Origin of the sequence: Sphingobacterium lactis (assembly GCF_011046555.1) — a bacterium.
GTDB lineage: Bacteria > Bacteroidota > Bacteroidia > Sphingobacteriales > Sphingobacteriaceae > Sphingobacterium > Sphingobacterium lactis.
In genome coordinates, this window is sequence record NZ_CP049246.1 from 100240 (window position 1) to 126952 (window position 26713).

Genomic DNA, 26713 nt, shown 5'->3' on the forward strand with positions numbered 1-26713 from the left:
CCGCCGAGCAAAATATTCGCTCGGCGGATTGTACTTCTTATCAAAAGTCTCTCTCGTGCTGCTTTAATCAAGCCGCTCGGTGTGCTTTACGCGGAGACTTCTTCATTCACGAACTCATCATACAGTTCGCCAAATGCTTCATAGTCATCATCTGCGGAAGGCGCAAAGGTACGGATGTTATTATCCTTGATATAGGCCAATATTTCCGGGTTGATGTCAGCGTCCGATTTTATAGCTACGTCCGTAAAGGAAAGTGCTCCCTTATAGATGTCTACATAGCTACCTGACCCATACTCCTTCAATTTGTCGGCTTCGATATCTTCCTGTGCTGCCAATTCAGCATACTTGGTACCCAAGGATTCGCCATTGAACTCTTCGTTGTACAACGAGAAGAACACTTTCGCATCCTTGAATGTAGGATCGTCCTGGTAAACGGTTTTCAGGTATGCTGGTACCATCGCTGTAAACCAGCCGTGGCAATGTACCACATCCGGTGACCAACCTAACTTCTTAACGGTTTCCAAGGCGCCTTTACAGAAGAACAATGAACGTTCGTTATTGTCTTCAAATGCTTTTCCAGACTCATCACGAAATACTTTTTTCCGCTGGAAGTACTCTTCGTTATCCAAGAAGTACACTTGCATTCTTGCCGCTGGCAAGGATGCCACTTTAATAATTAGCGGATTATCATTATTGTCCACCACAATGTTCATTCCCGACAACCTTATCACTTCATGTAGACGATTTCTGCGCTCATTGATATTACCAAAACGAGGCATTAGAATCCGAATCTCGAATCCTTTTTCCTGCATTGCATGTGGTAACTGGCGTGTAATTTCAGAAATTTTACTAAGTTCAAGGAAAGGCGACATTTCATGGGTTATAAACAAGATTTTCGTTTTTGCCATCTCCAACTGTTTTTTTTTATTTTATTGAATAGTAAAATCGGTCTACAAAGATACAAAGAATATCTCAATTTTACAATTGATTAAAAATCATCGTTTTATAATTCAAAGATTATTCCTCACTTTTGTAGCTTATTTCATAATTTTTGCCAGTGAAAATAGTTCGCACCAAGCAGGAGCTCCAAGATGTCTTGGAACCCCTACGTCAACAGAAAAAGGTCATCACCCTGATCCCTACCATGGGCGCCCTGCATGAAGGACACCTTTCCCTAATCAACTTCGCGAAGCCACGCACCGACATTACAGTCTGCAGCATCTTCGTCAATCCCACACAGTTCAACGACCCCAAGGACCTGGAGAAATACCCACGTCCCATTGAGAACGATATCGCATTGCTAGAATCTGTAGCCTGTGATATCTTGTTCCTGCCTGAGGTTTCCGAAATGTATCCCGCAAACGATACGCCATGGCATATCGACTTGGGCCAATTGGACCACATCTGGGAGGGCGAACACCGTCCCGGTCACTTTCAGGGCGTAACCCAGATTGTCTATAAATTGTTCAAGCTGGTGGAACCGGATCAGGCCTGTTTTGGACAGAAGGATTTTCAACAGGTTATGGTGATCCAACGCATGGTGGAAATCAAGGAACTGCCTGTACAACTATTGATCTGCCCGACGGTCCGCAGTGAAAAAGGATTGGCACTAAGCTCCAGAAACGCTCGCCTTTCCGAACAGGGCAAAGCAGATGCCTTGACCTTATCCGCCGCCTTGCGGTACATTAAGGAACAGATCGGCACGAAGGAGATTCCCGAAATATTGGAAGAAGCCAAGGGGTTGATCGCGGCGAATCCCAACGTGGAACTGGAGTACCTCGGCATTTGTGAGACGAGTACGCTGGAACCGGTAACCAGCTTGACCCCAAATAAAGAATATGTTGCCCTTATTGCGGCATGGGTAGAAAAAGTACGTTTAATAGACAATATATTACTTTCCCATTAGAGAAAAATTAAAGTCATTTTATATTAAAAGATTAACTTTGCACCATGATGATAGAAGTAATGAAATCAAAAATTCATAGAGCCCGTGTTACGCAGGCTGAATTGAATTACGTAGGCAGCATCACGATCGATCAAGACTTAATGGATGCCGCTGATATAATTGCTAATGAACGAGTACAGATTGTAAACAACAACAATGGGGCGAGACTGGAAACCTACGTTATTCCCGGCGAACGCGGCACAGGTACCATCTGTTTGAATGGTGCAGCAGCACGCTTGGTCCAGGTTGGCGATATCGTGATCATAATTTCTTACGCGCTTATGGAGCGTGAAGAAGCTAGAGCGCATCAGCCCCTTCTTGTATTCCCGGATGAGCACAATAAAATTGTATAAAATTAACCTTAAAATAATTTGGTTTCAATCATATTCCCTAAAAATTAGCTAATTTTAGGGAATATTTTTTTGAAAGCATTGCATAAATTATTGACATATCGCCAACTTGTCGCCAACTTCCTACTCGTTTGGATGCTGGCCATCATTACGAGCGGTGTTGTCTTTATGCACAAGGAGGTTACTTCAACCGGGGAGATCGTTACCCACATTCACCCGTACAACCTCGGCGAAAAGAATCACCACAAACATCACTCCGATGCCGAAATCCGCATCTTGGACATTGTCTACCAAGGGACCTACCTGAATTGGAGCCCAGTCACTTTCCAAGCAGCCATCCAGCCGGAATTCGCTATTATGGAATTCCAGGTCAGCACCATCCAGGTCTTTTCCATTGACCTCGACATCCCCAGCGGAAGGGGACCCCCGAATTTCTTAGCATAACCCCGATTTATTTTTTATGTAGTGATCGTATGCCCCCATGAGCATGCCATATCCTGCATCATCCCCATTTGGGATGAAAATCACGTATGTATTTATTGCTAAGAATTCTTTATGAAACTTCACTTCATCAGGGTTACCCTGATCATTATATGCTTATTTATGGGCGGCGAATTTGCTATGGCCCAAATTCAAGGACATGTCGTAAACGACAAAAAAGAGCCCATTGCGAACGCTACAGTGCAATTGGAGGGCACCAAAGTCGGTACCTCAACCGATAGCTTGGGTTATTTTAATCTAGATTTACATGGACAACAGGCGAAGAACCTATCCATCCGAGCAGTCGGGTACCAACCCTTAAGAAAGGGAATGCAGGACATCAACCCGCAAGAACCCCTACAGTTCATGTTATACGAGGACAACCTCAACCTCAACGAGGTGGTTGTAAGCGCCAGCCGCTACGGGATGGAGCGCAAGAAAGCGCCTGTCATTGTCAATGTACTGAGCCCGAAACTGTTCAATGCAACGCAGTCCGTGGCAATGTCGGAAACATTGAATTACCAACCTGGTGTGCGCGTCGAGAACAATTGCCAGAACTGTGGATTTACGCAGGTACGATTAAACGGCATGGAGGGCGCTTATTCCCAAATCCTGATCAATAGCCGATCGGTTTTCAGTGCGCTGAACAGCGTCTATGGTTTGGATCAGATTCCCACCAGCATGATCGACCGCATCGAAGTCGTGCGCAGTGGAGGTTCTGCCCTATTCGGTGCTAATGCCATCGCCGGGACCATCAATATCATCACCAAGGATCCGGTGGAAAATGATTGGCAGCTGAAATCAACAAATTCCATCATCGATGGACAATCCTGGGACAATACCATCGACTTCAACACTTCCTACGTGGATAACGACCTGCAATCGGGTGTGACCTTCTATGGTATGCACCGCAAGCGTGAAGCTTACGATGCCAACGGAGATGGGTTTTCGGAGATGACCAAACTGAAGAACCTCACCTTCGGTACAAAGGCTTTTTATAAACCGAATGATTACAACAAGATCACGTTGGACTTGAGTGTGCTGAACGAGTTCCGTCGTGGTGGTGACAAATTGGATGAGGCGCCACATTTTTCCGAAATTACCGAACAATTGCGCACCAACTCTTTTATCGCTGGATTGACCTATGACTTGTATTCGAAGGATTTCAAACATAAGTTGTCCCTTTACAGTTCAGCCCAATTTACCGACCGGGAGAGCTACTATGGGGGCCTCGGCGGCGGAAGAACCCATCTGGACAGCCTAACAGCGGCCAATGCCTATGGAAATACGGATGATTTCGCGATGGTTGCCGGTGCGCAGTACACCTATAATTTTGAGCGGGATGTTATCACAGCCGGCTTGGAATACAGCAACAATCATACAAAGGATAAAATTCCAGGCTATCAACGACTGATCGACCAAAATACGCAAGGATTGGGCGCGTATGCGCAGTATGAATGGAATTTATTGGATAACCTAAAGTCGCTACTGGGGGGCCGTTATGACTACATCTACGTGGATGGCACCTATAAATTGGCCGGACGCGACCGCAGTTCTACAGAGAGTTTCGGAACATTCAGTCCACGATTCACTTTGCTCTATGATATCACGGACTATCTTCAATTCCGTGGTGGCTATGCACGAGGATTTCGTGCACCGCAGGCCTTTAACGAGGACATGCACGTCACGTCCATTGGTGGACAGCAAGTATTCGTGCTGATTGGTGAAAACCTGAAAACAGAATATTCTAATGCCTATACGGGATCACTGAACTTTACCAAAAATTTCGGGTCGGTACAGACCAGTCTATTGGTAGAAGGTTTCTACACCGACTTGAAAAACCCATTCACGACCATTATGACTTCTGAGGAAGAAAGCCTGATCATCAAAGAAATGCGGAACGGTACAGGAGCCAAGGTATATGGATCGAACATCGAGCTGAACGTGGCACCATCTGCCAAATACAGCTTCCAAATGGGCGGAACGATCCAAAGATCGGAATATAAGGATGCTCAACTGCTCTATGAAGGAGAAACAGCAGCGGAAAACATCAGCAGTAAACGATTTGTCCGCACGCCCAACAGCTATGGCTACTTAAACGCCAATTGGAAACCGATCACGGCTTTTTCGCTGGACATCACCGGAATCTATACCGGTAGCATGATCGTACCGCATCTCTTTGAGGGAGAAAATATGACCCTAAAAAACTCACCGGAATTCTTTGAAGCCAATTTCCGCTTGGGCTATACGTTCGCGCTGAAAAAAGATCTGAATGTCGAACTGTTTGGTGGCATTCAGAATGTGTTCAATGCATTCCAGAAAGATTTTGATCGGGGTGCGCTACGGGATTCCGATTACATTTATGGACCTTCAAAACCGCGGACATTTACCTTCGGTGTTAAAATTGGCCACTTTCACTAATGCGCTTGTTACAATACCATATTATATTCATCCTTTTGACTCTTGGGTCGGTCCGGGCACAAACCATGACCGAACCAAGGGTGAATTGGTTAACGTTTGAACAGCTTGAAGACAGTTTGGCGGTGCAACCCAAACCCGTTCTCTTGTTCTTTCATACCGAGTGGTGCAGCTATTGCAAGAAGATGATGCGGGAGAACTTCACTAATGAAAGCGTAGTGAACAGCATCAACCAAAACTATTATGCGGTAGAATTTGATGCGGAATCGGTCCAAGAGGTGGCTTTTGAAGGACTTGTCTTAAAAAACGAAAGCAGGCAAAAAAGAACCGGTCAGTACCATGATCTAGTAAAATTGCTCTTGGGGAAAAATAAAAGACCAACCTTTCCGTTTACAATCCTCTTAAACGCAGACTTCTCCGTAAAATCCACAAATTTTAATTACCTAAGTGTTAAGCAAATATTAAAAATTTTATAAATTTAACACCTGATATGTAGCGTATCCCTTTCATGGAACGTTATCAAGCTTAAATAAACAGATACTTAAAATTTATGAAAAACATCAAATTACTCGTAGTGGCATTATTGGCCGTATTCACTGTTTCATCGTGTATGGATAATAATGATGTTGGTCCGACTGGCCCAACGTACGAACAGGAAATGAAACGTAGGGACTCTACTTTAAACGCTCAGAAAGACGATCTAGAAGCATATGCAAAAGCAAACTTTACCAATCCAAAGGAGGATACTACATACGGGATCTGGTACGAAGTGATTAATACACCGGAAAAAACATACGACTATGTGAAATCTGGACAAGGTTGGGTTCCAGTAGTTGCACAATTGAAATATAAAGGTGAGCTTATGGACAAAACTGTTTTTGATGATGAGCAAACAACCACGCAGTTTTTGATCGTTAATCCTTCATCTACAACTGGTGGTGTGATTCCTGCATGGTTGATCGCTTTCTACCCACAATCTGATAATAAAAGTAATATTCAGGGATTATTGAAAGATGGTTTGCAACCGGGTCAAAAAATCAGATTCATCACTTCATCCATTTGGGGTTATGATAATGCAACTGGGATTGATAAAATTCCTGCAAACTCTCCACTGGTTTTCACATTAGATGTATCTTCAGTAAAGAGCCAATACTAGAAACTCAAAAAATCAATAATATTTACGGAAAGCGGGCAATGCACATTGCTCGCTTTTTTTGGTCTTCAGTATTTTATTTTCTTCCGTAATCTGATCCCTGCAGGATCACCAGCGCATCATCCATGGTGAACAGTCGCTTCAGGCTAACGTCTGGGTGCTTTTCCATGTACCGACGCACGATCTGCCAACCGATGTAACTCCCCAATTTCGGCGCCGATTCTGCACCAAATTCCGGCGTATTTTCGGCCTCCGCAAAGTAGGGCTCCAATGCTGGGATCTTGTTGTTATCAAGTACTTTCTGTTTTACAAAATGGGCCCAGATTTCATCCTCATGACTCTTTGCCCAAGTCAACTGTGCTTCCGTATACCCAATTTTCACTTCTTCCGGCCGATCCAATAGCGCATCCAATGCGTAGAGCACCTTACCTTCGTAGATCATCAATTGCAGTCCCGTCACATCTTTACTGCTCTCCTGCAGTAACTCCTCCCGAATTACGGTTTCCATCACACGGGGCACGATATATTCCGGCGCAAAACGCCGAATGACGTATTTGGGAATCACAGTTTCCAATTCCGGGTAAAAGCGTGCATTCTCTCCCAGGAACATATCCAATCCAATGCCAATGTAATCTTCGCCGATCGGCAATTGGATAGAGAAACCTGAAAAGAAGGAAATGATACGTGGGACTTCGTAATCCGGAAAATCATGCTTCAGGTATTTGAAAGCTTGGGTAAGTTCTTCTTCCTGCGGCTTCATATCCGGGTATTTCTCCCCTACTGCGGCGGCCAATGCCTTAAAGTCCTCTTGAGCAATGAGACCTTTCAATAACTCACCCATATACAGCGTGTCGATCGGACTGCCGACCTGCAACATATGGATCATGTAGTCTGAATAAAATGAACCATATTTCTTGATCCATTCCCGATTCTTTGCCCCGATGGATGCCACGTTCAATTGAGCAAACTCCCGATCAAACCGTTCAATCTGAATATCAAGTTCAATTTCGGAAACATCAGGTTTTTTGTTTTTCGATCCACAGGAGGAAAAAAGAAGGGCAAATACGAGGAATAATGAGGTAAAAACAGTATATTTTATCATGGGGTGTGCTATAGTGATAGCCAAAATTAATTATTAAATTTACAATAAATACAGCTACATGAAAATTGCCTTATCACAGTTAAACTACCATATCGGAAATTTCGAAGAGAACAATCATAAAATCATTAGCAGCATCCAGGAAGCAAAATCTGCCGGCGCCGAGCTGATCGTATTCGCGGAGCTGGCTGTTGCGGGGTACCCGGCGAAGGATCTGCTCCGTAACAACCATTTTTTGCAACGCTGCTACGATAGCCTTCAGGAAATAGCTGCAGCATGTCAGGATATTGCCTGTATTATCGGTGCCCCCGTGCCGAATGCCGATGGCGAAGGGAAACCGCTCTATAATACGGCCGTACTACTCGAAAGTGGGGCTGTACAAACCATTGTCAAGAAAAGTCTCTTACCGGATTACGATGTGTTTGACGAATATCGATACTTTGAACCGAATAAACAGGTCAGTTGCATCAATTTCAAAGGAAAAACCATTGCGCTGACCATCTGCGAAGACCTTTGGGATGATGATGGCCCCAACTCCTATGTAGGGGATATCATGCAGGAACTGGCCAAGGAGCACCCCGATTTGATCATCAACATTGCCGCCTCTCCGTTTTCCTATACGCATTTCGACAGCCGAAAGAATGTTTTGGGCAGGAATGTGATTAAAGCAGGAGCACCGCTACTCTATGTGAACCAGGTAGGTGCACACGCAGACATCGTTTTTGATGGCCGATCTCTAGCCTTCAATAAAAAAGCAGAACCTATTCTGGAAATGGCTCCCTTTGCGGAGGATCTAGCCTATGTCCATTTTGACAATAACGACCTGCAAGCGGATCAGCCGTATGTCAGTCGCGAAACAACAGAAATATCGTTGATTCATGATGCCTTGATCTTGGGGTTGAAGGATTATTTCCGCAAGTCCGGATTCAAGACTGCGGTTTTGGGATTATCGGGTGGTCTGGACTCGGCCTTAGTTGCTGCTTTGGCTTGTGAAGCATTGGGCCCTGAAAATGTTTTGGCGGTTTTGATGCCGTCCATTTATTCTTCTGACCATTCCCTAAAGGATGCCCTCGATTTGGTCAACAATACGGGATGTAAGCACCATATCATTCCTATCAAAGATATTGCAGCTTCCTTTGAAGGGACTTTATCGGAGATCTTTGCCGGTCGCAATCCCGATACCACCGAGGAAAATATTCAGGCGCGGACGCGCGGAACGCTGTTAATGGCTATTTCCAATAAATTCGGTAATATCCTGCTCAACACATCCAATAAGAGCGAAGCAGCTGTCGGATACGGCACGTTATACGGCGATATGGCCGGCTCCCTATCCGTCATCGGCGATGTATATAAAACGCAGGCCTTCGAATTGGCCCGATACATGAACAGGGAAAGGGAAATCATTCCGATCAATACCATCGTAAAACCACCATCCGCAGAGTTACGGCCAGACCAGAAGGACTCCGATTCGCTACCTCCTTATGATCTGTTGGATGCCGTTCTATTCCAATTGATCGAGATGGAGAAATCCAAGGAAGAAGTGGTTCAAATAGGGTTTGATGAGGCTTTAGTATCGCGCATCTATAAGATGCTCGGCAATGCGGAGTTTAAGCGTTTCCAAGCCCCTCCTATTCTGCGGGTTAGCCCGAAAGCCTTTGGGCCGGGCCGGTCCATGCCTTTGGTCGCAAAATATTCATTCTAGGCTTAAACTTTTTCACGGGCGCGCTGTCTAATAAGAAATTGAAATACGTTATGAAACATATATGGTCTGTTATGCTCGTGGGGGTTCTTTTGGTTTTTGCCTCCTGTAGCGGCTACAAATACAATACAACAAAAGTCCAAAGCTTGGATTTTTCGCAATATAAAACCTACGGATGGTTGCCACCGGTAGATTCGCTATCGAAAAACTACTTTAATAACGATATCGCTCGCGACAACATTATGTCTACCGCAAATAGAGAATTAGCGGCGCGTGGTTTAACCTACAGCAAGGAAAACCCAGATGTACTCTTCCGTTACATTACGATCGTGAATAATAAAAGTCGCATGGTATATGGCCATTCAGGCTGGGGATTTGGTGGTCCTTGGGGTTATTACAGCCCATGGTGGGGCTATGGTTGGGGCATGGGTGGATCTTACCCTGTGGCTAAGGAAAAGGTCCGTTATTCACACCTGATCATCGAAGCTCGCGACCGTAGAACCAATTCCGTTGTATGGCAGGCACGTGGTTCTGGACAGATCAAAACTCCGGAAGCATCTATTAACAACCTACCGGAAGTGGTACAGGGAATCTTTAAGGAGTATCCTGCGAAATAAATACCTGCATGACCAAAACATACAGTATATACGTGCACGCCGAAAGGATGTGCATAAAAAAGCGAGCAGCACATGCTCGCTTTTCGTTTTTACTATCCGTAGGTCATCTTTTTTCGAGGAAAGCCAAGTGGAGATGGCTCAGTTAATTCCCAGCCTCATTTCCAGTACCAGCGGTTTAAATCCAACTTTCTCATACGATTTCTTGGCAGCGATATTTTCATCATACACCTCCAATCTGACCTCTTTCACATCCCTGGATTTGGCCCAGGCAAATAATTTTTCAATGATGAGTTTATTGACGCCCTTTCCTCGAAAAGAGGGCTTGACAAACATGAATCCCAAATAGGCATAGGCGGAAAATTTATTTTTAGGAGCTGCTTTCAGGATTTTTGCATACCCAGAACCAATAATTTCTTCTTGATAAGTTGCTACCACCAGCTCAGCCAGATCCGAATTGATCAGATCAAGCAGATCATAATAATGAATTTTGCCCTCTTTTAGGGTACTATCAAATGGTCTTTCAGCCGACACGACACCCTCCTCAAAGGTTAATAGCGTATCCAAGTCAGATTCCAGTGCTTTACGAATTTGTATATCCATATATAGTTTGATTGCCGTTTTTGTTTATTAACGATTTAAGAAATCAAATAGTCTATTTTCCTCCTATTCCAGCACGCAAAAAGAGAATGGAAATTCATCTTTTTTAAGGGTTATTCGTTTAATGAAAAAATCTGATTAGCAATTTTTCAACAAACTTCCCCCATTGGATAAGGCAAATTTTGCCTCCCTATCCGCTATTGTTGTACACTAAAAATTGCAAGAGATGAAAAATTACTTTGAAAGTCCCTTTAAGGGCAAGATTATTCAAGATCAGATAACAAATCCCAACATAAAAGCCGGCAAATATTCCTACTATTCAGGTTATTACCATGGCCATTCCTTTGACGAATGCGCACGCTTCTTGATGCCTGACAACGAACAGGTTGATCAATTGGTTATTGGCTCCTTCTGTTCTATTGGTAGCGGAGCCAGTTTTATTATGGCCGGTAATCAAGGCCACCGGCACGATTGGATCAGCACTTTTCCCTTTCATTATATGCCGGAAGTCGCCAGTTTTTCCGGAAGCTTAGATGGTTTTGCCCCTGCTGGTGATACCGTGGTTGGGCATGATGTATGGATTGGTACGGAGGCGATGATAATGCCCGGAGTGAAGATTGGGCATGGAGCTGTTATCGGTAGCCGCGCGCTGATCAGTAGGGATGTTGAACCCTATGCCATCATGGGTGGAAACCCAGCAAAACTCATCCGGAAACGCTTTGAAGAATCAGCTATCCAACAGCTGTTGGAAATGAATTGGTGGGATTGGCCTGAACATATCCTGCAGCAGGCAATGCCCATCCTCTGTTCTGGAAATATAGCGAAACTCTACCAGTTCTATCAGGACAACATCCAACGTAGCAAAACATAAGGTAAACTTCACAACAAGACATTAACCAAAAAGATTAGGGGCGAATAAATCCGCCCCTTTTCCAATATACTAACAACAATATGATCCAAAATTTACATCCTATATGTGCACCAGTTTCATCCTCGGCACCAAGGTTTTCATAATAATCCAAGCCAGCAGATAGGCAATGGAACAGGTCGCAAAAATGATAAAGTATCCAGATTCGATTCCTTCAAAACCCATAAATTTCATGTTCGTCTGTTCGGCATGGTCAAACAACATTCCTGAGATCTTATTGATCAGGAAAGATCCTATCCCCCCTGCCAGACCAGCAATGCCGGTAACCGTAGCGATGGCTTTTTTCGGAAACATGTCGCCGACAGAGGAAAAGATATTTGCCGACCAGGACTGGTGTGCTGCTGCTGCTATACCGATCAGGATCACCGGCCACCAATACGAGTATTCTCCCATCGGTTGGGCGAATAAAATCAATAAGGGAAAGAACGCAAAGATCAACATGGCCTTCATGCGTCCAGCATAGACCTCCATGCCCAATTTTTCCACGAAATAAGTCGGCAACCAACCGCCTATAATGGACAGCATTGTAATGGCATACAGCACAAAAATGGCAATCTGCCCTTCAAAATCGGAAGATTTGATATCATATACGGAACTCAGGTACGCTGGGAACCAAAACAGCAGGAACCACCAAACGCCATCCGTCAGGAATTTACCGAAGATCAATGCCCAAGTCTGTTTGAATTTCAGGCAGGTTAAAATCGAAACGCGCGCAGGTTTGGTGTCGCCAGTTACGATATCGCCATGGTCCAGGTCCTGTTTGATATAAGCGAGCTCCTCCGCATTCACCTTTGGATTCTCTTCTGGTTTCTTATACATGAACTGCCAGAATCCCATCCAGACAAAACCAAGTGCACCGATGATAATAAAGGATAATTCCCATCCGTAACGGGCTGCAATTGCAGGAATCGTCAGTGGTGCGAGCAAGGCGCCAATGGTCGCGCCAGAATTAAAGATACTGGTCGAAAAGGCACGGTCCTTCTTAGGGAAATATTCTACACAGGCTTTCATTGCTGCGGGGAAATTCCCCCCTTCTCCCAATGCAAGCACGATTCGTGCGAAGATAAAGACCGTGACGGAGATACTCACCACTCTACTGACATCTTCCACTCCGGCGATGATTTCCTTAGCCTCACCAAACGTCACCAACCATTGACCGGTCAGCATGCCTGAGGTAATCATGCCACAAAAAGCATGCAGGACAGCACCGATGGACCAGATCGCAATCGCCCACATATAGCCTTTCTTTGTCCCTAACCAATCGATGAATCGACCGGATAGCAACATCGAAATGGCATAGACGATGGCAAATATGGCGGCCACATTTCCATAGTCATTATTGGTCCAATGGAATTCCGGAGCGATAAAGTCCTTCCACGTGAGGGAAAGTACTTGCCGATCGAGGTAGTTGATGGTCGTTGCAAAAAACAATAATGCACAGACCGTCCACCTGTATTTTGTAGGTTGGTTTACTTGGCTCATTTTTTAGTTTATAAAGGTTGTATCTGGGGGATTAGGAACGGATGATCCCCAATTCCAATCCCCTGAGTTCTGCTAATCCACGGAGTCTACCGATGGCAGAGTATCCGGGGTTGCTGACTTTATGCAAATCGTCGAGCATCTGATGACCATGATCCGGTCGGAATGGAATCGGCATGTCCCGCGTCTGGTTTTCTGCACTCAGTGCTTTTACGATTCGGTACATATCCACATCACCATCCAAGTGATCCGCTTCATAGAAGCTTCCAATTTCATCACGTTTCACATTCCGCAAATGCGCAAAATAAACGCGGTGTTTTACTTTTTCAAAGATTGCCGGCAGGTCATTCGAAGGACCAGCTCCTAAAGATCCCGTACAGAAGCAGATGCCGTTGAATGCTTTGGGCTGTTGCTCGATCAGGAAGGTCAGGTCCTGCTCGTTGCTGACCACCCTCGGAAGACCGAGAATGGCATAAGGAGGATCATCGGGATGAATGGTCATCTTGATCCCATACTCCTCACAGACATCGGCTATCGACGCCAGAAAGTACAGCAGGTTCTGCTTCAACCCATCGCGGCCAATGGCCTTGTAGATTTCAATACTCTGGGTCAGGGAATCCAAGGAAATATCGGCTTCACCAGGAATCCCCATAAGCACGTTGATCTCCAGATCCTTCTTCGCTTGCTCATCCATTTCCGCATAGCGGGATTCGGCCGCCACCTGGATCTGTTCAGAATAATCTGCACGAGCGTCTGCTCGATTCAGGATGTAGATATCAAAGATGGCCAGATCAATCCAATCGAAATACAAGGCTTTCGATCCATCCTTCATTTCCAGATCCAACTGCGTTCTGGTCCAATCCAACACCGGCATAAAATTATAGCATACGGTCTTAATGCCGCATTGGGCAAGGTTGCGTAACGATTCCCGATAATTTTCAAGGTAATGCTCTGCCTCTGCCGATCTCGTTTTGATCGCTTCGTGAACCGGCACCGATTCAACGACGGACCAGCGCAATCCAGCGGCTTCAATTATTTGCTTGCGTTCCTGTATATCCGCCAGTGGCCACACTTCCCCATGGGGTATATGGTGCAGCGCACTCACAATTCCGGTTGCTCCGGCTTGTTTCACATCTTGAAGCGTCACGCCATCCTTTGGTCCATACCAACGCCAGGTCTGTTCTAAAAATCTTTTATTTTCCATAATCCATTAAACACCACACCAGGAATTAAAACCACCGTCCACAAATACCGTTTCGCCTGAGACGAAAGCGGAAGCCTCGCTCAAAAGGTAAATCAAGGTCCCTTCCAGTTCCGAAGGGTCACCCAATCTACGGTATGGCGTTCCATTAATGAACTTTTGCGCGCGATCGGTATAACTGCCGTCCGTATTGGTCAATAGGGTTCGGTTCTGTTCTGTCAGGAAAACGCCGGGAGCAATGGCATTGACACGTACCTTATCACCATAACGCAAGGCCAATTCCGTGGACATCCATCTCGTAAAACCATCAATCCCATGTTTCGCAACGGTATAACCCAAAACACGTGTCAAAGGTCGTGATGCTGCCAGGGATGAAATATTGATGATGGACCCCGCCCCTTTCTCAGCGATCACCTCACCGAAGATCATCGTAGGGATCATCGTGCCATATAGATTCAGTTCAATGGCTTTGATGGTATCTTGAATTTTATTATCAAATATATTCTGGTCATCACCAATGGTTGCACCCGGTATATTGCCACCTACAGCATTCACCAATCCATCAATGGTTCCATAATGCGCCAATACCGCGCCTCTGGCTGCTTTGACGGACTCTTCATCCATGACATCTGCAACCAGACCAATCGCTTCGGCACCAATTTCCCGTGCCGTTGCTACACGTTCATCAATCTTTTCCTGATTTCGGCCCAATATGCACAGTTTTGCCCCTGCCTCAGCAATAGCTTTGACAAATGATTTACCAAGGATTCCAGTACCTCCGGTAATAACAATGACCTTATCCTGCAGGGAAAACTTCGAAAGAATACTCATAGTTTAAGTTTGATTAATATTCAATATTAGTGATTTTTCCATAAACCATGGGTAAATCCAGCGAGTATAATTACTCAAACGTTTTCGAAGAATATTCACCGGATTCGTTTTAAAAGCCTTAAATTGGATCAATTATTCACCTATGCCACACGTATTAACATTCGGAGAAATATTATTGAGACTGCAAGGCAGCAGCGAGCAACTTCTGGCTCCTGGCGCGAACGACCTGAAAATCTATCCGGGCGGTTCGGAAGCCAATGTTGCTGTGACGCTTGCCAAAATGGGCAATCCGGTATATTATAGCAGCGCATTCCCCAACAACGGTTTGGCCAAAGAATTGATCCATGTCTTGGAAAGTTCTGGGGTTGACTGCAGCAAGCACATCCAATCGGGTGACCGCATTGGCTTGTATTTCCTGCTTTCCGCAAATGGATTGACAAGTGGGGAAGTGATCTATGATCGGAAGTATTCCAGTTTCAGTTTGTTAAAAGCTGAAGAACTAGATTTCGACACGCTCTTTGCGGATGTGGATTGGTTGCATTGGTCGGCACTGACACCTGCCCTATCGGCAGAAATGGCAGACCTGATGGCCTTGGTACTCCAGGAAGCTAAACAGCGCGACATCACGATTTCCGTAGACCTGAACTACCGGAGTAAGCTTTGGCAATATGGCAGGACACCGCTGGAGGTGATGCCTGAGCTGGTGCAACACTGCGACGTCATCATGGGCAATATCTGGGCAGCCCACAACATGTTGGGTTCACCCATTGAGGAAAACTTGGATAAGCATACGGAAAGAGCACACTATCTGCACCTTTCCCAACAAACGGCGGATTACATCTTCAGCCATTATCCACAAGCGAAACATATCGCAAATACCTTCCGTTTCATTGACAATCCGAAGCATAACCTCTTTTATGGGACCTATCATTCCCGAGAGGAACAGGCCATATCCCAACAGTACGAGACCCATGAGGTCGTGGACCGAATCGGGAGTGGCGACGCATTTATGGGCGGTTTGATCCATGCCCTGCGCCAGCCATGGGATGCTTCAGCAATTATCGAATACGCAACGGCAACAGGTTATCAGAAATTATTCGTCGAAGGAGACTTTGGCGACGGTAAAGCATTATAATCATGAACGAACAACTCCTAGAGAAAATCTTAAATAATCCGGTCATCCCAGTTTTCTATGATGATGACCTGCAAACCTGTATAGCGATCTTGAAAAGTTGCTACGCCGGCGGTATCCGCGTGTTTGAATTTGTCAACCGTGGCCGTGAGGCGAAGGCCAATTTCAAGGCACTATTGGCCTATAAAGAAGAACATTTTCCTGACCTTAGTCTTGGAATTGGCACCATTATGAATCCGGAAGATGCAGAACGCTTCATCGATTTGGGAACAGATTTCTTGGTGAGTCCCATTTTCAATGAAAGCATAGCAGCCATTGCGCAGAAAAATAATATCCTTTGGATTCCAGGTTGTATGACACCTTCAGAGATTGCTGCAGCGAACCTTGCGGGTTGTACCTACATTAAATTGTTCCCTGGTGACACCTTGGGGCCCGGCTTTCTAAAGAGCATCCGTCCGGTATTCCCGAATATCCGATTTATGCCTACCGGGGGCGTGGAATGTGCAGCGGATAATATAAAGACCTGGTTTGAAGCTGGAGTAAGCTCCGTAGGGTTGGGATCAAAACTGTTCAGCAAGAAAGACGGGCAATATGACCTTGCCCAGATCGAAGACAATTGCAGAAACCTATTGGCTTGGGCTACAAAAAAAGGAACCTAGCTTACAGGCTAAGTTCCTTGATATGTTTGTTGCTGAGCAGCACATGCTCGAACTCACGAATGTTCCGCTTATCGATCAGCACCTCGATTTCCATCGTTAGGCGACCCTCCTGCAGGGTCTGTTTCTTCATTTTGAATTGTTTCACCAGCGGCTTCAGATCACGGATAATTTCCTGCCGTGTTTCGATATCTTCTTGATCGACACAGATCGTCGCGATCCGCACAATATTGTGGATTACATATTTATTCAATAACGGACCCGATATGATGATGAAAAAACACGCCAAAAGGAAAATCCCCGCCGTTAGGTAAATCCCAAAACCAATCGCCATTCCGACTGCTGCCGACATCCAGATGATACTGGCCGTGGTCAGGCCATTGACGTTCACCCCATCCTTAAAGATAACACCCGCACCCAGAAAACCAATTCCGGAAACCACATACGAAGCAATCCGTGTGGCATCTTCCGAATCACCGGCACCGAGTTTCAGGGAAAGCAGGGAGAATAAGGTACTGCCGAGGCAGATGATCGAGATCGTCTTAAATCCTGCAGACTTATCTTTCCATTCCCGCTCAAAACCCAATACAAAGCCGGCAAGCAACGAAAGGATCGCTTTCACTAAATCATTCCAGTCCCATTCGATCTGATTAAACAGAAAATCCATAGTTACCAAGTCATTTTATGGTGTAAACAACATTTAGGCTAAAATGTTGACCTTAATAGGCACTAAAATAAGAAATAAAATGAAAAAGCCCAGTTTATCAGGGATAAACTGGGCTTTATTTTATCTATTATACAGCTTGTGTGCTGTACGTTAGGACTAGTCTTCTTCTTTCGAAGCCAACAATTGATCGTATTCCTCACGGGAACCTACGATAATGTTACTGTACTGACGTAAACCTGTACCGGAAGGAATCAAGTGACCAACAATTACGTTTTCTTTCAAACCTAATAGGTTGTCACGTTTACCCGCGATAGCCGCTTCGTTCAATACTTTCGTTGTTTCCTGGAAGGAAGCAGCGGAGATGAAGGACTTGGTACCTAGGGATGCTCTTGTAATACCTTGCAACAACGGACTTGACGTTGCTGGAATCGCGTCGCGAACCTCCACCAATTTCATATCCTGACGTTTCAAGCTAGAGTTCTCTTCACGAAGCTTACGCATCGTTACGATCTGTCCTGGGCGTAAAGTCTTGGAATCACCTGCATCCACGATAACTTTCTTATCGTAAAGGGAGTCATTTTCTTCCATGAAGTCCCATTTGTTAACCGCTTCTTTTTCTAGGAAACGGGTATCTCCTGGATCCTCGATATTCACTTTCTGCATCATTTGGTGAACGATGGTTTCGAAGTGTTTATCGTTGATTTTTACCCCTTGTAGACGGTAAACCTCTTGGATACCATTTACAATGTATTCTTGAACCGCTGATGGGCCTTTGATGGAAAGGATATCTCCAGGGGAGATCTGTCCATCTGACAATGGCATACCAGCTTTGATAAAGTCATTATCCTGTACCAAGATGTGTTTGGACAATGGCACCAAGTATTTCTTCACTTGGCCGTCACGTGATTCGATAGAGATCTCACGGTTACCACGTTTCACACCACCTAAAGCAACAACACCGTCGATTTCCGTAACAACTGCAGGGTTGGAAGGATTACGAGCCTCGAACAACTCCGTTACACGAGGAAGACCACCCGTAATATCTCGGGTCTTACCTGTAGAACGAGGGATCTTAACCAATACCGCACCTTCTTTCACTTTTTGACCGTCAGAAACGGAAACGTGAGCTCCTACTGGAATGTTGTATGAACGGATGATCTCGCCTTTGTTATCCAACACTTTGATCATCGGGTTTTTCGTCTTATCACGAGTCTCGATGATTACCTTCTCTTTGTGTCCGGTTTGCTCATCGGATTCCTCACGGAAAGTTACACCTTCGATGATGGCATCGAATTCCACCTTACCGGCAAATTCGGAGATGATCACCGCGTTGTATGGATCCCAATCAACTAGTTTAGTACCTTTTTCAACTTTCTCACCTTCTTTAACAAATAGGTTCGAACCGTAAGGGATGATCTGTTGGTAAAGGACTTTTCTATCCTCGTTAACCACCTTGATCTCACCTGAACGACCCAACACTACTTGGTAAGGACCATCTTCGCCTTCTTTCTCAACGGTACGAACATTTTCAAATTCGATCTTACCGTCGTATTTCGCGATGATGGAAGATTCTGCAGCGATGTTCGATGCCGTACCACCGACGTGGAACGTACGAAGTGTCAACTGCGTACCTGGTTCACCGATGGACTGTGCTGCGATTACACCGACAGCCTCACCCAATTGAACACGCTTACCAGAAGCTAAGTTACGTCCGTAACAACAAGCACATACACCGCGCTTCGACTCACATGTCAATACCGAACGGATCTCTAATCCTTCGATACCGGCATTCTCGATTGCCTCAGCAACTTCTTCCGTGATATCTTCATTCGCAGCAACGATCAACTCGTTGGTTTCCGGATGAACAACATCATTCAATGGTGTACGACCTAAGATACGGTCATATAATGGTTCAACGATATCATCGTTGTCTTTCAATGCAGTAGTATAGATACCACGTAGACCGTTACAATCTTGTTCTACGACGATCATATCCTGCGCAACGTCATGTAAACGACGGGTCAAGTAACCCGCATCCGCCGTTTTCAACGCCGTATCCGCAAGACCTTTACGCGCACCGTGGGTAGAGATAAAGTACTCCAATACGGACAAACCTTCTTTAAAGTTTGATAAGATCGGGTTTTCGATAATCTCACCACCGGAAGTACCTGATTTCTGAGGCTTCGCCATCAAACCACGCATACCACATAACTGACGAATCTGCTCCTTAGAACCACGCGCCCCAGAATCCAACATCATGTAAACAGAGTTGAAACCTTGGTTGTCGTTCGACAGGATATCCATTACGTGAGACGTCAATCTATTGTTGATACGTGTCCAAATATCGATGATCTGATTGTAACGTTCGTTGTTCGTAATGAAACCCATGTTATAGTTGTTCATTACTTCTTCAACTTCGTTGGTAGCTTGTTGGATCAAGTCAGCTTTCGCAGCAGGAATGTTCAAATCTTGCAAGTTGAACGATAGACCACCTTTGAATGCTGTCTGGAATCCTAATTCTTTCATGTCATCCAAGAACTTCGCTGCACGAGCCATACCTGTGTTCTTCACGATCTCACCAATGACATTACGTAGGGATTTCTTGGTCAACAATTCATTGATGTAACCTACCTCTTCTGGAACGATTTGGTTGAAGATCACACGACCTACAGTTGTATCAATGATAGCGTCCTTGAATTCGCCTTCTTTTGTTTTAATCTGGGTCTTCACCTTGATGAATGCGTGAAGATCAACTTTTCCTTCGTTCAAGGCAATGATTACCTCTTCCGGAGAATAGAATGTTGTTCCTTCACCTTTCATGATGCGGCTATCGTCAGTCTTACGGCCTTTAGTAATGTAGTAAAGACCCAATACCATATCCTGTGATGGTACTGTAACTGGAGAACCGTTTGCCGGGTTAAGAATGTTGTGTGCTGCCAACATCAAGATTTGGGCTTCCAAAATTGCGGCATTACCTAACGGTAAGTGGACCGCCATCTGGTCACCGTCGAAATCGGCGTTGAACGCTGTACACACTAATGGGTGCAATTGGATCGCTTTACCTTCCACCAAAGTCGGTTGGAAAGCCTGAATACCCAAACGGTGAAGCGTAGGTGCACGGTTTAGCAATACAGGGTGTCCCTTCAATACGTTCTCTAGGATATCCCATACCACAGGATCTTTGCGATCTACGATCTTCTTAGCAGATTTTACAGTCTTTACGATACCTCTTTCGATCATCTTACGGATGATGAACGGTTTGTAAAGCTCAGCTGCCATATCTTTTGGAAGACCACACTCGTGCAATTTCAAGTGCGGGCCTACAACAATTACCGAACGAGCGGAGTAGTCAACACGCTTACCCAATAAGTTCTGACGGAAACGACCTTGTTTACCTTTCAAGATGTCGGAAAGGGATTTCAACGCACGGTTACCTTCAGTTTTCACTGCATTTACCTTACGCGAGTTATCGAATAAGGAGTCAACAGCCTCTTGAAGCATACGTTTCTCGTTACGCAAGATCACCTCTGGTGCCTTGATCTCGATCAAACGTTTCAAACGGTTGTTACGGATGATCACACGACGGTACAAGTCATTTAAGTCAGACGTCGCGAAACGACCACCATCCAAAGGCACCAATGGGCGCAACTCTGGTGGAATAATAGGCACGATTTTCACGATCATCCATTCCGGACGGTTTTCGATATGATCGTTTGCACCACGGAAAGCCTCAACGACGTGAAGACGTTTCAACGCCTCGTTCTTACGTTGCTGAGAAGTTTCGTTTGCTGCTTGGTGACGAAGATCGTATGAAAGTTGGTCTAAGTCTAGACGCTTCAATAGATCTTCCAATGCCTCAGCACCCATTTTCGCAACGAATTTCTGTGGATCTGTATCGTCCAGGAATTGGTTTTCCTTAGGAAGGGTATCCAAGATATCCAGGTACTCTTCTTCCGTCAAGAAATCCATGTACGATAGACCATCTTCTTCCTTGATACCTGGTTGAATAACCACGTAACGTTCGTAGTAGATGATCATATCCAATTTCTTCGTAGGAAGACCTAATAAGTAACCGATTTTATTTGGAAGAGAACGGAAGTACCAAATGTGTGCCACAGGAACCACCAAGTTGATGTGTCCCATACGCTCACGACGTACTTTCTTCTCCGTAACTTCAACACCACAACGGTCACAAACGATACCCTTATAACGGATACGCTTGTATTTACCACAGTGACACTCGTAGTCTTTCACCGGACCGAAGATACGCTCACAGAATAGACCGTCACGCTCTGGTTTATAAGTACGGTAGTTGATAGTCTCTGGTTTCGTAACTTCACCGCTTGAGCGTTCCAAGATAGTCTCTGGAGATGCTAAGCTGATCGTAATCGATGTAAAGTTACTTTTGATTTTATTATCTTTTTTGTAAGACATACTTATTAAAAAGTTAAAGCTGTATGTAAAAGCTTAAGAAGGCTTGCACCTTCTTAAGCTCAATTTGCTTGATTAATCTAATGTGATATCTAAACCTAAACCGCGAAGCTCATGAACCAATACGTTGAATGATTCCGGAACTGATGGTGTTGGTAGGTTGTTACCTTTTACGATCGCTTCGTATGTTTTCGCGCGACCCACCACATCATCGGATTTCACTGTCAAGATCTCTTGTAGGATGTTCGATGCACCGAATGCTTCCAATGCCCAAACCTCCATCTCACCGAAACGCTGACCACCGAACTGTGCCTTACCACCTAATGGCTGTTGAGTAATCAACGAGTAAGGACCAATTGAACGTGCGTGCATTTTGTCATCAACCATGTGACCTAATTTCAACATGTAGATTACACCAACCGTTGTCGGTTGATCAAAACGCTCACCCGTTAGACCGTTGTAAAGGTAAGTACGACCAGATTTTGGTAAGCCTGCTTTCTCTACCCATTCTTCTACCTGATCCATTTCTGCACCATCGAAGATTGGCGTAGCGAACTTAACGCCCAATTTCTGACCAGCCCATCCAAGAACAGTCTCATAGATCTGTCCAAGGTTCATACGCGAAGGTACCCCTAGTGGGTTCAACACGATATCAACTGGCGTTCCGTCTTCCAAGAATGGCATATCTTCATCACGAACGATACGTGCAACGATACCTTTGTTACCGTGACGACCCGCCATCTTATCACCTACTTTCAACTTACGTTTCTTCGCAACATAAACTTTCGCCATCTGAACGATACCCGATGGTAACTCATCACCGACAGAGATTGCGAATTTCTCACGCTTGAATGCACCCAACTCCTCATTAACTTTGATGTTGTAGTTGTGCAGCGCGATCTTGATCATGTCGTTCTTATCATCATCAGTAGTCCATCCTGTTGGATTTACATTGTTGTAATCCAAGTCAGTCAAGATCTTCTGTGTGAATTTCGCTCCTTTAGCTACCAAAAGCTCTTTGTACACGTTGTAGATTCCCTGAGAGGTCTTGCCATTAACAATGGTGAACAACTTCTCAACCAAACGGTCTTTAAGGGCTTTGATGTTTCTATCGTGAGCAACTTCTAATTTCTCTAATGCTTTGCGTTCAACTTCTTTCGACATTTTCTTCGCACGTGAGAACAACTTCGTATCGATAACCACACCTTTAATGGACGGTGGAGTTTTCAATGAAGCATCTTTCACGTCACCCGCTTTGTCACCGAAGATCGCACGCAGTAGTTTCTCCTCTGGTGAAGGATCTGACTCCCCTTTCGGCGTAATCTTACCAATCAGGATATCACCTTCGCCAACCTCAGCACCGATACGGATAATACCGTTCTCGTCAAGGTCTTTCGTCGCTTCCTCAGAAACGTTCGGGATATCTGCTGTCAATTCCTCTTCACCACGCTTGGTATCACGAACTTCCAATTCGAACTCTTCAATATGCAATGAAGTGAACAAATCCTGTGATACAACACGCTCAGAGATTACGATCGCATCCTCAAAGTTGTATCCTTGCCAAGGCATGAATGCTACTTTCAGGTTACGGCCCAATGCCAATTCACCATCTTCCGTTGCATAACCCTCACACAATACCTGACCTTTTTCAACGCGTTGGCCTTTCTGAACGATCGGCTTCAGGTTGATACAGGTATTCTGGTTGGTTTTCTTGAATTTGGTCAATTTATAAACCTTCACATCGTCATCGAAAGAAACCAAACGATCGTTGTCGTTTCTATCGTAACGGATATGGATTTCCTGTGCATCTACGTATTCCACAACACCAGAACCTTCTGCATTGATCAACGTACGGGAATCCTTCGCTACACGGCCTTCAAGACCTGTACCGACAACAGGAGCCTGTGGTCTCAACAATGGAACAGCCTGACGTTGCATGTTCGATCCCATCAACGCACGGTTGGCGTCATCATGCTCCAAGAAAGGAATCAAGGATGCCGCAATCGACGTAATCTGGTTCGGGGAAACGTCCATATAGTCTAATTTCTCAGGCTCGATAATCGGGAAGTCACCCTCGTATCTCGCTTTTACTTTCGCATCTAAGAAATTACCTTTATCATCATATAATGCATTCGCTTGCGCGATGGTCTTGTCATCCTCATCCTCAGCAGAAAGGTATACAACAGGTTGGTCAACGACAACCTTACCGTCTTCAACGATACGGTATGGAGTTTCGATGAAACCTAAGTTGTTGATCTTCGCATGTACGGACAAAGAGGAGATCAAACCGATGTTCGGACCCTCTGGTGTCTCAATGGTACACAGACGGCCATAGTGCGTGTAGTGAACGTCACGAACCTCGAAACCGGCACGCTCACGGGAAAGACCACCAGGACCTAAAGCTGAAAGACGACGCTTGTGCGTGATCTCCGCCAATGGGTTGGTTTGGTCCATGAACTGTGACAACTGGTTTGTTCCGAAGAACGAGTTGATAACAGATGACAATGTACGTGCATTGATCAAGTCTGTAGGTGTGAACACCTCGTTGTCACGGATGTTCATACGCTCACGGATGGTACGTGCCATACGGGCAAGACCGACACCGAACTGCGCATACAACTGCTCACCCACCGTACGAACACGACGGTTGGATAAGTGGTCGATATCATCCACTTCCGCTTTGGAGTTGATCAGGTTGATCAAGTATTTCACGATAGCAATGATATCTTCACGCGTTAACACTTTCGTGTCGGAAGGTGTATCCAAGTTCAACTTGCGGTTGATGCGGTATCTACCCACATCCCCTAAGTCGTAACGTTTGTCGGAGAAGAACAAGCGATCGATGATACCACGAGCAGTTTCCTCATCAGGTGGTTCAGCGTTACGCAATTGGCGATAGATGTGCTCCACCGCTTCCTTCTCAGAGTTGGATGTATCCTTCTGTAAAGTATTGTATATAATCGAATAGTCCGCATTGTTTGCTTCATCTTCTTTCGTTAAGATAATTGACTTAACGCCAGCTTCGATGATCAAATCGATGTGGTCCTCTTCTAAGATTGTTTCACGTTCAAGGATGATTTCGTTACGGTCGATGGAAACTACTTCACCAGTATCCTCGTCCACGAAATCCTCTGTCCATTTGTTCAATACCCTAGCCGCTAAACGACGGCCAACGTATTTCTTCAATCCAGATTTACTAACTTTTACTTCATCTGCAAGGTCGAATAATTCTAAGATATCCTTATCAGAATCGAAGCCGATTGCACGTAACAAGGTAGTAACTGGGAATTTTTTCTTACGATCGATGTAAGCATACATGACGTTGTTTACGTCTGTTGCGAACTCGATCCAAGATCCTTTAAAAGGAATAACCCTAGCAGAATAAAGTTTAGTACCATTTGTATGTCTACTTTGACCGAAGAACACACCAGGGGAACGGTGTAACTGAGATACGATCACACGCTCTGCTCCATTGATTACGAAAGTACCTTTTGGAGTCATGTACGGGATTGTTCCTAAATACACATCTTGTACAATGGTTTCGAAATCTTCGTGCTCCTCATCATTACAAGATAACTTCAATTTTGCCTTTAACGGTACGCTATACGTCAATCCACGTTCGATACATTCTTGGATATCGTAACGCGGCGGATCAATAAAGTAATCCAAAAACTCTAGCACAAAGATGTTTCTTGAATCAGAAATAGGGAAGTTTTCTGCGAAAACCTTGTAAAGCCCTTCCTGATGGCGATTGTCAGAAGTAGTTTCTAGTTGAAAAAACTCCTTGAAAGACTCTAATTGCACATCCAGGAAGTCAGGGTAATCAATTACCTTCTTACTGGTCGCAAAATTTATTCTTTCTTTTTGCATAGTATTGTTTGCCAAGGGAATAAGAATTTAGTTTAAAAAAACTGAGCTAACATCTGCTGTTTTCATCTGCCGATCAAGCAACAGCAGGTACTTGATCCATATACTATATATTATAAACAGGAATAGACTCTGATAGATTTGGACTATCAGAGTCTAATTTTTTGGCGCTTTATGCGAGATTACTTAATCTCAACTACAGCTCCAGCTTCTTCTAATTGTTTTTTCAAAGCTTCAGCTTCGTCTTTAGAAACACCTGATTTCAATTCTTTAGGTGCACCGTCAACTAGGTCTTTTGCTTCTTTCAAACCTAAACCAGCTAAATCTTTAACCAATTTAACTACGGCTAATTTCTGACCACCAGCTTCTTTCAAGATAACATCGAAAGATGTTTTCTCTTCAGCAGCAGCAGCACCGTCACCAGCACCTGGTGCAGCAGCAACAGCTACAGCAGCAGCAGCAGGCTCAATACCGTATTCGTCTTTTAAGATATCAGCTAATTCTTTAACTTCTTTTACTGTTAAGTTAACTAACTGTTCAGCAAGTTGTTTTAAATCTGCCATTTTATTTTGAATTTTTGAATGTTCTTTTAAAAAAATTGTTAATTAAAATTTAACGATCGTTTATTTTGGAGAGCGATCGTTAGCCTCTCTCTTCTAAAGCTTTTACTAAGCCTGAAATTGTATTTCCGCCTGATTGAAGAGCTGAAATAACATTCTTCGCAGGAGATTGAAGTAAAGCGATAACGTCTGCGATAAGTTCCTCTTTAGATTTAAGGGTTACTAATGCATCAAGTTGGTTGTCACCTACGAAAGCAGTTTCTTGAATGTATGCTGCTTTCAATACTGGTTTGTCACCTTCTTTACGTAATTGCTTGATCAATTTCGCTGGAGCATTTCCTGTTTCGGAGAACAGTAATGTAGACGCTCCTTTTAATACGCCAAAGATCTCTTCTGAATCCACGCCAGCCTCTAACAACGCTTTCTTGATCAAGGTATTTTTCACCACTTTGATCTCGATGTTCTGCTCGAAACATTTACGACGGATGTTATTCACTTTCTCAACAGATAGATTCGCAGTATCGGTAATGTAAAAGTTACCGTATGATTTAATCTGTTCTGCTAAAGCTTCAACAATTTCATGTTTAAGTTCTTTTCTCATGA

Annotated in this window: 22 protein-coding genes; 11 read left to right on the plus strand and 11 right to left on the minus strand. The window is 44.6% G+C overall.

From position 1 onward, the window contains the following. Positions 1-86: 86 nt before the first annotated feature. Positions 87-908, minus strand: a complete 822-nt coding sequence (locus tag G6N79_RS00455) for a glycogen/starch synthase (RefSeq protein ID WP_103907679.1) — start codon at positions 906-908, stop codon at positions 87-89. Positions 909-1057: 149 nt separating this feature from the next. Here G6N79_RS00455 and panC point away from each other — a divergent pair, with 149 nt between their 5' ends. The 6 genes from panC (at position 1058) to G6N79_RS00485 (ending at position 6349) form a co-directional block, all read left to right on the plus strand. Next, a complete protein-coding gene (gene panC / locus G6N79_RS00460; RefSeq protein WP_103907706.1) occupies positions 1058-1906 on the plus strand; it encodes a pantoate--beta-alanine ligase in 849 nt (282 codons plus the stop codon). A gap of 44 nt (positions 1907-1950) precedes the next feature. Next, positions 1951-2298 carry an aspartate 1-decarboxylase gene (gene panD, locus G6N79_RS00465; protein ID WP_103907680.1) on the plus strand — a complete coding sequence of 116 codons (348 nt, stop codon included), beginning with the start codon at positions 1951-1953 and terminating at the stop codon, positions 2296-2298. A 69-nt stretch (positions 2299-2367) separates the two neighbouring features. Next, positions 2368-2739, plus strand: a complete 372-nt coding sequence (locus G6N79_RS00470) for a hypothetical protein (protein WP_103907681.1) — start codon at positions 2368-2370, stop codon at positions 2737-2739. A gap of 111 nt (positions 2740-2850) precedes the next feature. Beyond that, a complete protein-coding gene (locus tag G6N79_RS00475; RefSeq protein WP_103907682.1) occupies positions 2851-5196 on the plus strand; it encodes a TonB-dependent receptor in 2346 nt (781 codons plus the stop codon). 65 nt (positions 5197-5261) lie between these two features. Continuing rightward, entirely contained in the window at positions 5262-5669 is a 408-nt protein-coding gene (locus G6N79_RS00480; RefSeq protein WP_160003809.1) for a thioredoxin family protein, read from the plus strand. Positions 5670-5743: 74 nt separating this feature from the next. Then, complete coding sequence (locus G6N79_RS00485; RefSeq protein ID WP_146060671.1) at positions 5744-6349, plus strand: FKBP-type peptidyl-prolyl cis-trans isomerase; 606 nt, start codon at positions 5744-5746, stop codon at positions 6347-6349. Between the two features lie 73 nt (positions 6350-6422). Here G6N79_RS00485 and gldB read toward each other — a convergent pair whose 3' ends face one another. Further along, positions 6423-7448 carry a gliding motility lipoprotein GldB gene (gldB, locus tag G6N79_RS00490; protein WP_103907685.1) on the minus strand — a complete coding sequence of 342 codons (1026 nt, stop codon included), beginning with the start codon at positions 7446-7448 and terminating at the stop codon, positions 6423-6425. Positions 7449-7506: 58 nt separating this feature from the next. On the opposite strand from gldB, the gene G6N79_RS00495 reads away from it, so the two are divergent. Beyond that, positions 7507-9147, plus strand: a complete 1641-nt coding sequence (locus tag G6N79_RS00495) for an NAD+ synthase (RefSeq protein ID WP_103907686.1) — start codon at positions 7507-7509, stop codon at positions 9145-9147. A gap of 50 nt (positions 9148-9197) precedes the next feature. Then, a complete protein-coding gene (locus tag G6N79_RS00500; RefSeq protein WP_103907707.1) occupies positions 9198-9761 on the plus strand; it encodes a DUF4136 domain-containing protein in 564 nt (187 codons plus the stop codon). A gap of 138 nt (positions 9762-9899) precedes the next feature. Here G6N79_RS00500 and G6N79_RS00505 read toward each other — a convergent pair whose 3' ends face one another. Further along, positions 9900-10361 (minus strand): GNAT family N-acetyltransferase, encoded by a 462-nt coding sequence (locus tag G6N79_RS00505; protein WP_103907687.1) that lies wholly within the window; start codon positions 10359-10361, stop codon positions 9900-9902. A gap of 223 nt (positions 10362-10584) precedes the next feature. On the opposite strand from G6N79_RS00505, the gene catB reads away from it, so the two are divergent. Beyond that, a complete protein-coding gene (gene catB, locus G6N79_RS00510; RefSeq protein ID WP_103907688.1) occupies positions 10585-11229 on the plus strand; it encodes a type B chloramphenicol O-acetyltransferase in 645 nt (214 codons plus the stop codon). Positions 11230-11328: 99 nt separating this feature from the next. Here the strand turns inward: catB and G6N79_RS00515 are convergent, their stop codons facing one another. From G6N79_RS00515 to G6N79_RS00525, 3 genes are read right to left on the minus strand one after another with little or no spacing between them, the layout of a single operon-like run. After that, on the minus strand, positions 11329-12768 hold the full coding sequence (locus tag G6N79_RS00515) for an MFS transporter (RefSeq protein WP_103907689.1): 1440 nt from the start codon (positions 12766-12768) through the stop codon (positions 11329-11331). 31 nt (positions 12769-12799) lie between these two features. Then, positions 12800-13969, minus strand: a complete 1170-nt coding sequence (gene uxuA, locus G6N79_RS00520; RefSeq protein ID WP_103907690.1) for a mannonate dehydratase — start codon at positions 13967-13969, stop codon at positions 12800-12802. A 6-nt stretch (positions 13970-13975) separates the two neighbouring features. Continuing rightward, positions 13976-14797: an SDR family oxidoreductase gene (locus G6N79_RS00525; protein WP_103907691.1), complete on the minus strand. Its 822-nt coding sequence runs from the start codon at positions 14795-14797 to the stop codon at positions 13976-13978. A 142-nt stretch (positions 14798-14939) separates the two neighbouring features. On the opposite strand from G6N79_RS00525, the gene G6N79_RS00530 reads away from it, so the two are divergent. Both G6N79_RS00530 and G6N79_RS00535 read left to right on the plus strand, forming a co-directional pair. Continuing rightward, positions 14940-15932, plus strand: coding sequence for a sugar kinase (locus tag G6N79_RS00530; protein WP_103907692.1), 993 nt, complete (start codon positions 14940-14942; stop codon positions 15930-15932). A gap of 2 nt (positions 15933-15934) precedes the next feature. After that, positions 15935-16588 (plus strand): bifunctional 4-hydroxy-2-oxoglutarate aldolase/2-dehydro-3-deoxy-phosphogluconate aldolase, encoded by a 654-nt coding sequence (locus G6N79_RS00535; protein ID WP_103907693.1) that lies wholly within the window; start codon positions 15935-15937, stop codon positions 16586-16588. 1 nt (position 16589) lies between these two features. On the opposite strand, the gene G6N79_RS00540 is transcribed toward G6N79_RS00535, so the two are convergent. The 5 genes from G6N79_RS00540 to rplJ all read right to left on the minus strand — a co-directional run bounded on the left by G6N79_RS00540 (position 16590) and on the right by rplJ (position 26711). Beyond that, entirely contained in the window at positions 16590-17252 is a 663-nt protein-coding gene (locus tag G6N79_RS00540) for an MgtC/SapB family protein (RefSeq protein WP_103907694.1), read from the minus strand. A gap of 156 nt (positions 17253-17408) precedes the next feature. After that, the gene (rpoC, locus tag G6N79_RS00545; protein ID WP_103907695.1) at positions 17409-21686 is read right to left on the minus strand and encodes a DNA-directed RNA polymerase subunit beta'; all 4278 of its coding nucleotides are present in this window, start codon (positions 21684-21686) and stop codon (positions 17409-17411) included. Between the two features lie 72 nt (positions 21687-21758). Beyond that, entirely contained in the window at positions 21759-25553 is a 3795-nt protein-coding gene (rpoB, locus tag G6N79_RS00550; protein WP_103907696.1) for a DNA-directed RNA polymerase subunit beta, read from the minus strand. Positions 25554-25732: 179 nt separating this feature from the next. Further along, a complete protein-coding gene (gene rplL, locus G6N79_RS00555) occupies positions 25733-26113 on the minus strand; it encodes a 50S ribosomal protein L7/L12 (RefSeq protein ID WP_103907697.1) in 381 nt (126 codons plus the stop codon). A gap of 79 nt (positions 26114-26192) precedes the next feature. Continuing rightward, a complete protein-coding gene (gene rplJ, locus G6N79_RS00560) occupies positions 26193-26711 on the minus strand; it encodes a 50S ribosomal protein L10 (protein WP_103907698.1) in 519 nt (172 codons plus the stop codon). Between the last annotated feature and the right edge of the window lie 2 nt (positions 26712-26713).

Excerpts from the sequence above, each read along its gene's own strand:
- G6N79_RS00485 (WP_146060671.1), top strand. The coding sequence starts at position 5,744 with ATGAAAAACATCAAATTACTCGTAGTGGCATTATTGGCCGTATTCACT.
- G6N79_RS00475 (WP_103907682.1), top strand. The coding sequence starts at position 2,851 with ATGAAACTTCACTTCATCAGGGTTACCCTGATCATTATATGCTTATTT.
- gldB (WP_103907685.1), bottom strand. The coding sequence starts at position 7,448 with ATGATAAAATATACTGTTTTTACCTCATTATTCCTCGTATTTGCCCTT.
- G6N79_RS00540 (WP_103907694.1), bottom strand. The coding sequence starts at position 17,252 with ATGGATTTTCTGTTTAATCAGATCGAATGGGACTGGAATGATTTAGTG.
- G6N79_RS00480 (WP_160003809.1), top strand. The coding sequence starts at position 5,262 with ATGACCGAACCAAGGGTGAATTGGTTAACGTTTGAACAGCTTGAAGAC.
- catB (WP_103907688.1), top strand. The coding sequence starts at position 10,585 with ATGAAAAATTACTTTGAAAGTCCCTTTAAGGGCAAGATTATTCAAGAT.
- G6N79_RS00515 (WP_103907689.1), bottom strand. The coding sequence starts at position 12,768 with ATGAGCCAAGTAAACCAACCTACAAAATACAGGTGGACGGTCTGTGCA.
- rpoB (WP_103907696.1), bottom strand. The coding sequence starts at position 25,553 with ATGCAAAAAGAAAGAATAAATTTTGCGACCAGTAAGAAGGTAATTGAT.
- G6N79_RS00535 (WP_103907693.1), top strand. The coding sequence starts at position 15,935 with ATGAACGAACAACTCCTAGAGAAAATCTTAAATAATCCGGTCATCCCA.
- G6N79_RS00500 (WP_103907707.1), top strand. The coding sequence starts at position 9,198 with ATGAAACATATATGGTCTGTTATGCTCGTGGGGGTTCTTTTGGTTTTT.
- G6N79_RS00495 (WP_103907686.1), top strand. The coding sequence starts at position 7,507 with ATGAAAATTGCCTTATCACAGTTAAACTACCATATCGGAAATTTCGAA.
- G6N79_RS00530 (WP_103907692.1), top strand. The coding sequence starts at position 14,940 with ATGCCACACGTATTAACATTCGGAGAAATATTATTGAGACTGCAAGGC.
- G6N79_RS00455 (WP_103907679.1), bottom strand. The coding sequence starts at position 908 with ATGGCAAAAACGAAAATCTTGTTTATAACCCATGAAATGTCGCCTTTC.
- G6N79_RS00505 (WP_103907687.1), bottom strand. The coding sequence starts at position 10,361 with ATGGATATACAAATTCGTAAAGCACTGGAATCTGACTTGGATACGCTA.
- G6N79_RS00525 (WP_103907691.1), bottom strand. The coding sequence starts at position 14,797 with ATGAGTATTCTTTCGAAGTTTTCCCTGCAGGATAAGGTCATTGTTATT.
- panD (WP_103907680.1), top strand. The coding sequence starts at position 1,951 with ATGATGATAGAAGTAATGAAATCAAAAATTCATAGAGCCCGTGTTACG.
- rplJ (WP_103907698.1), bottom strand. The coding sequence starts at position 26,711 with ATGAGAAAAGAACTTAAACATGAAATTGTTGAAGCTTTAGCAGAACAG.
- rpoC (WP_103907695.1), bottom strand. The coding sequence starts at position 21,686 with ATGTCTTACAAAAAAGATAATAAAATCAAAAGTAACTTTACATCGATT.
- uxuA (WP_103907690.1), bottom strand. The coding sequence starts at position 13,969 with ATGGAAAATAAAAGATTTTTAGAACAGACCTGGCGTTGGTATGGACCA.
- rplL (WP_103907697.1), bottom strand. The coding sequence starts at position 26,113 with ATGGCAGATTTAAAACAACTTGCTGAACAGTTAGTTAACTTAACAGTA.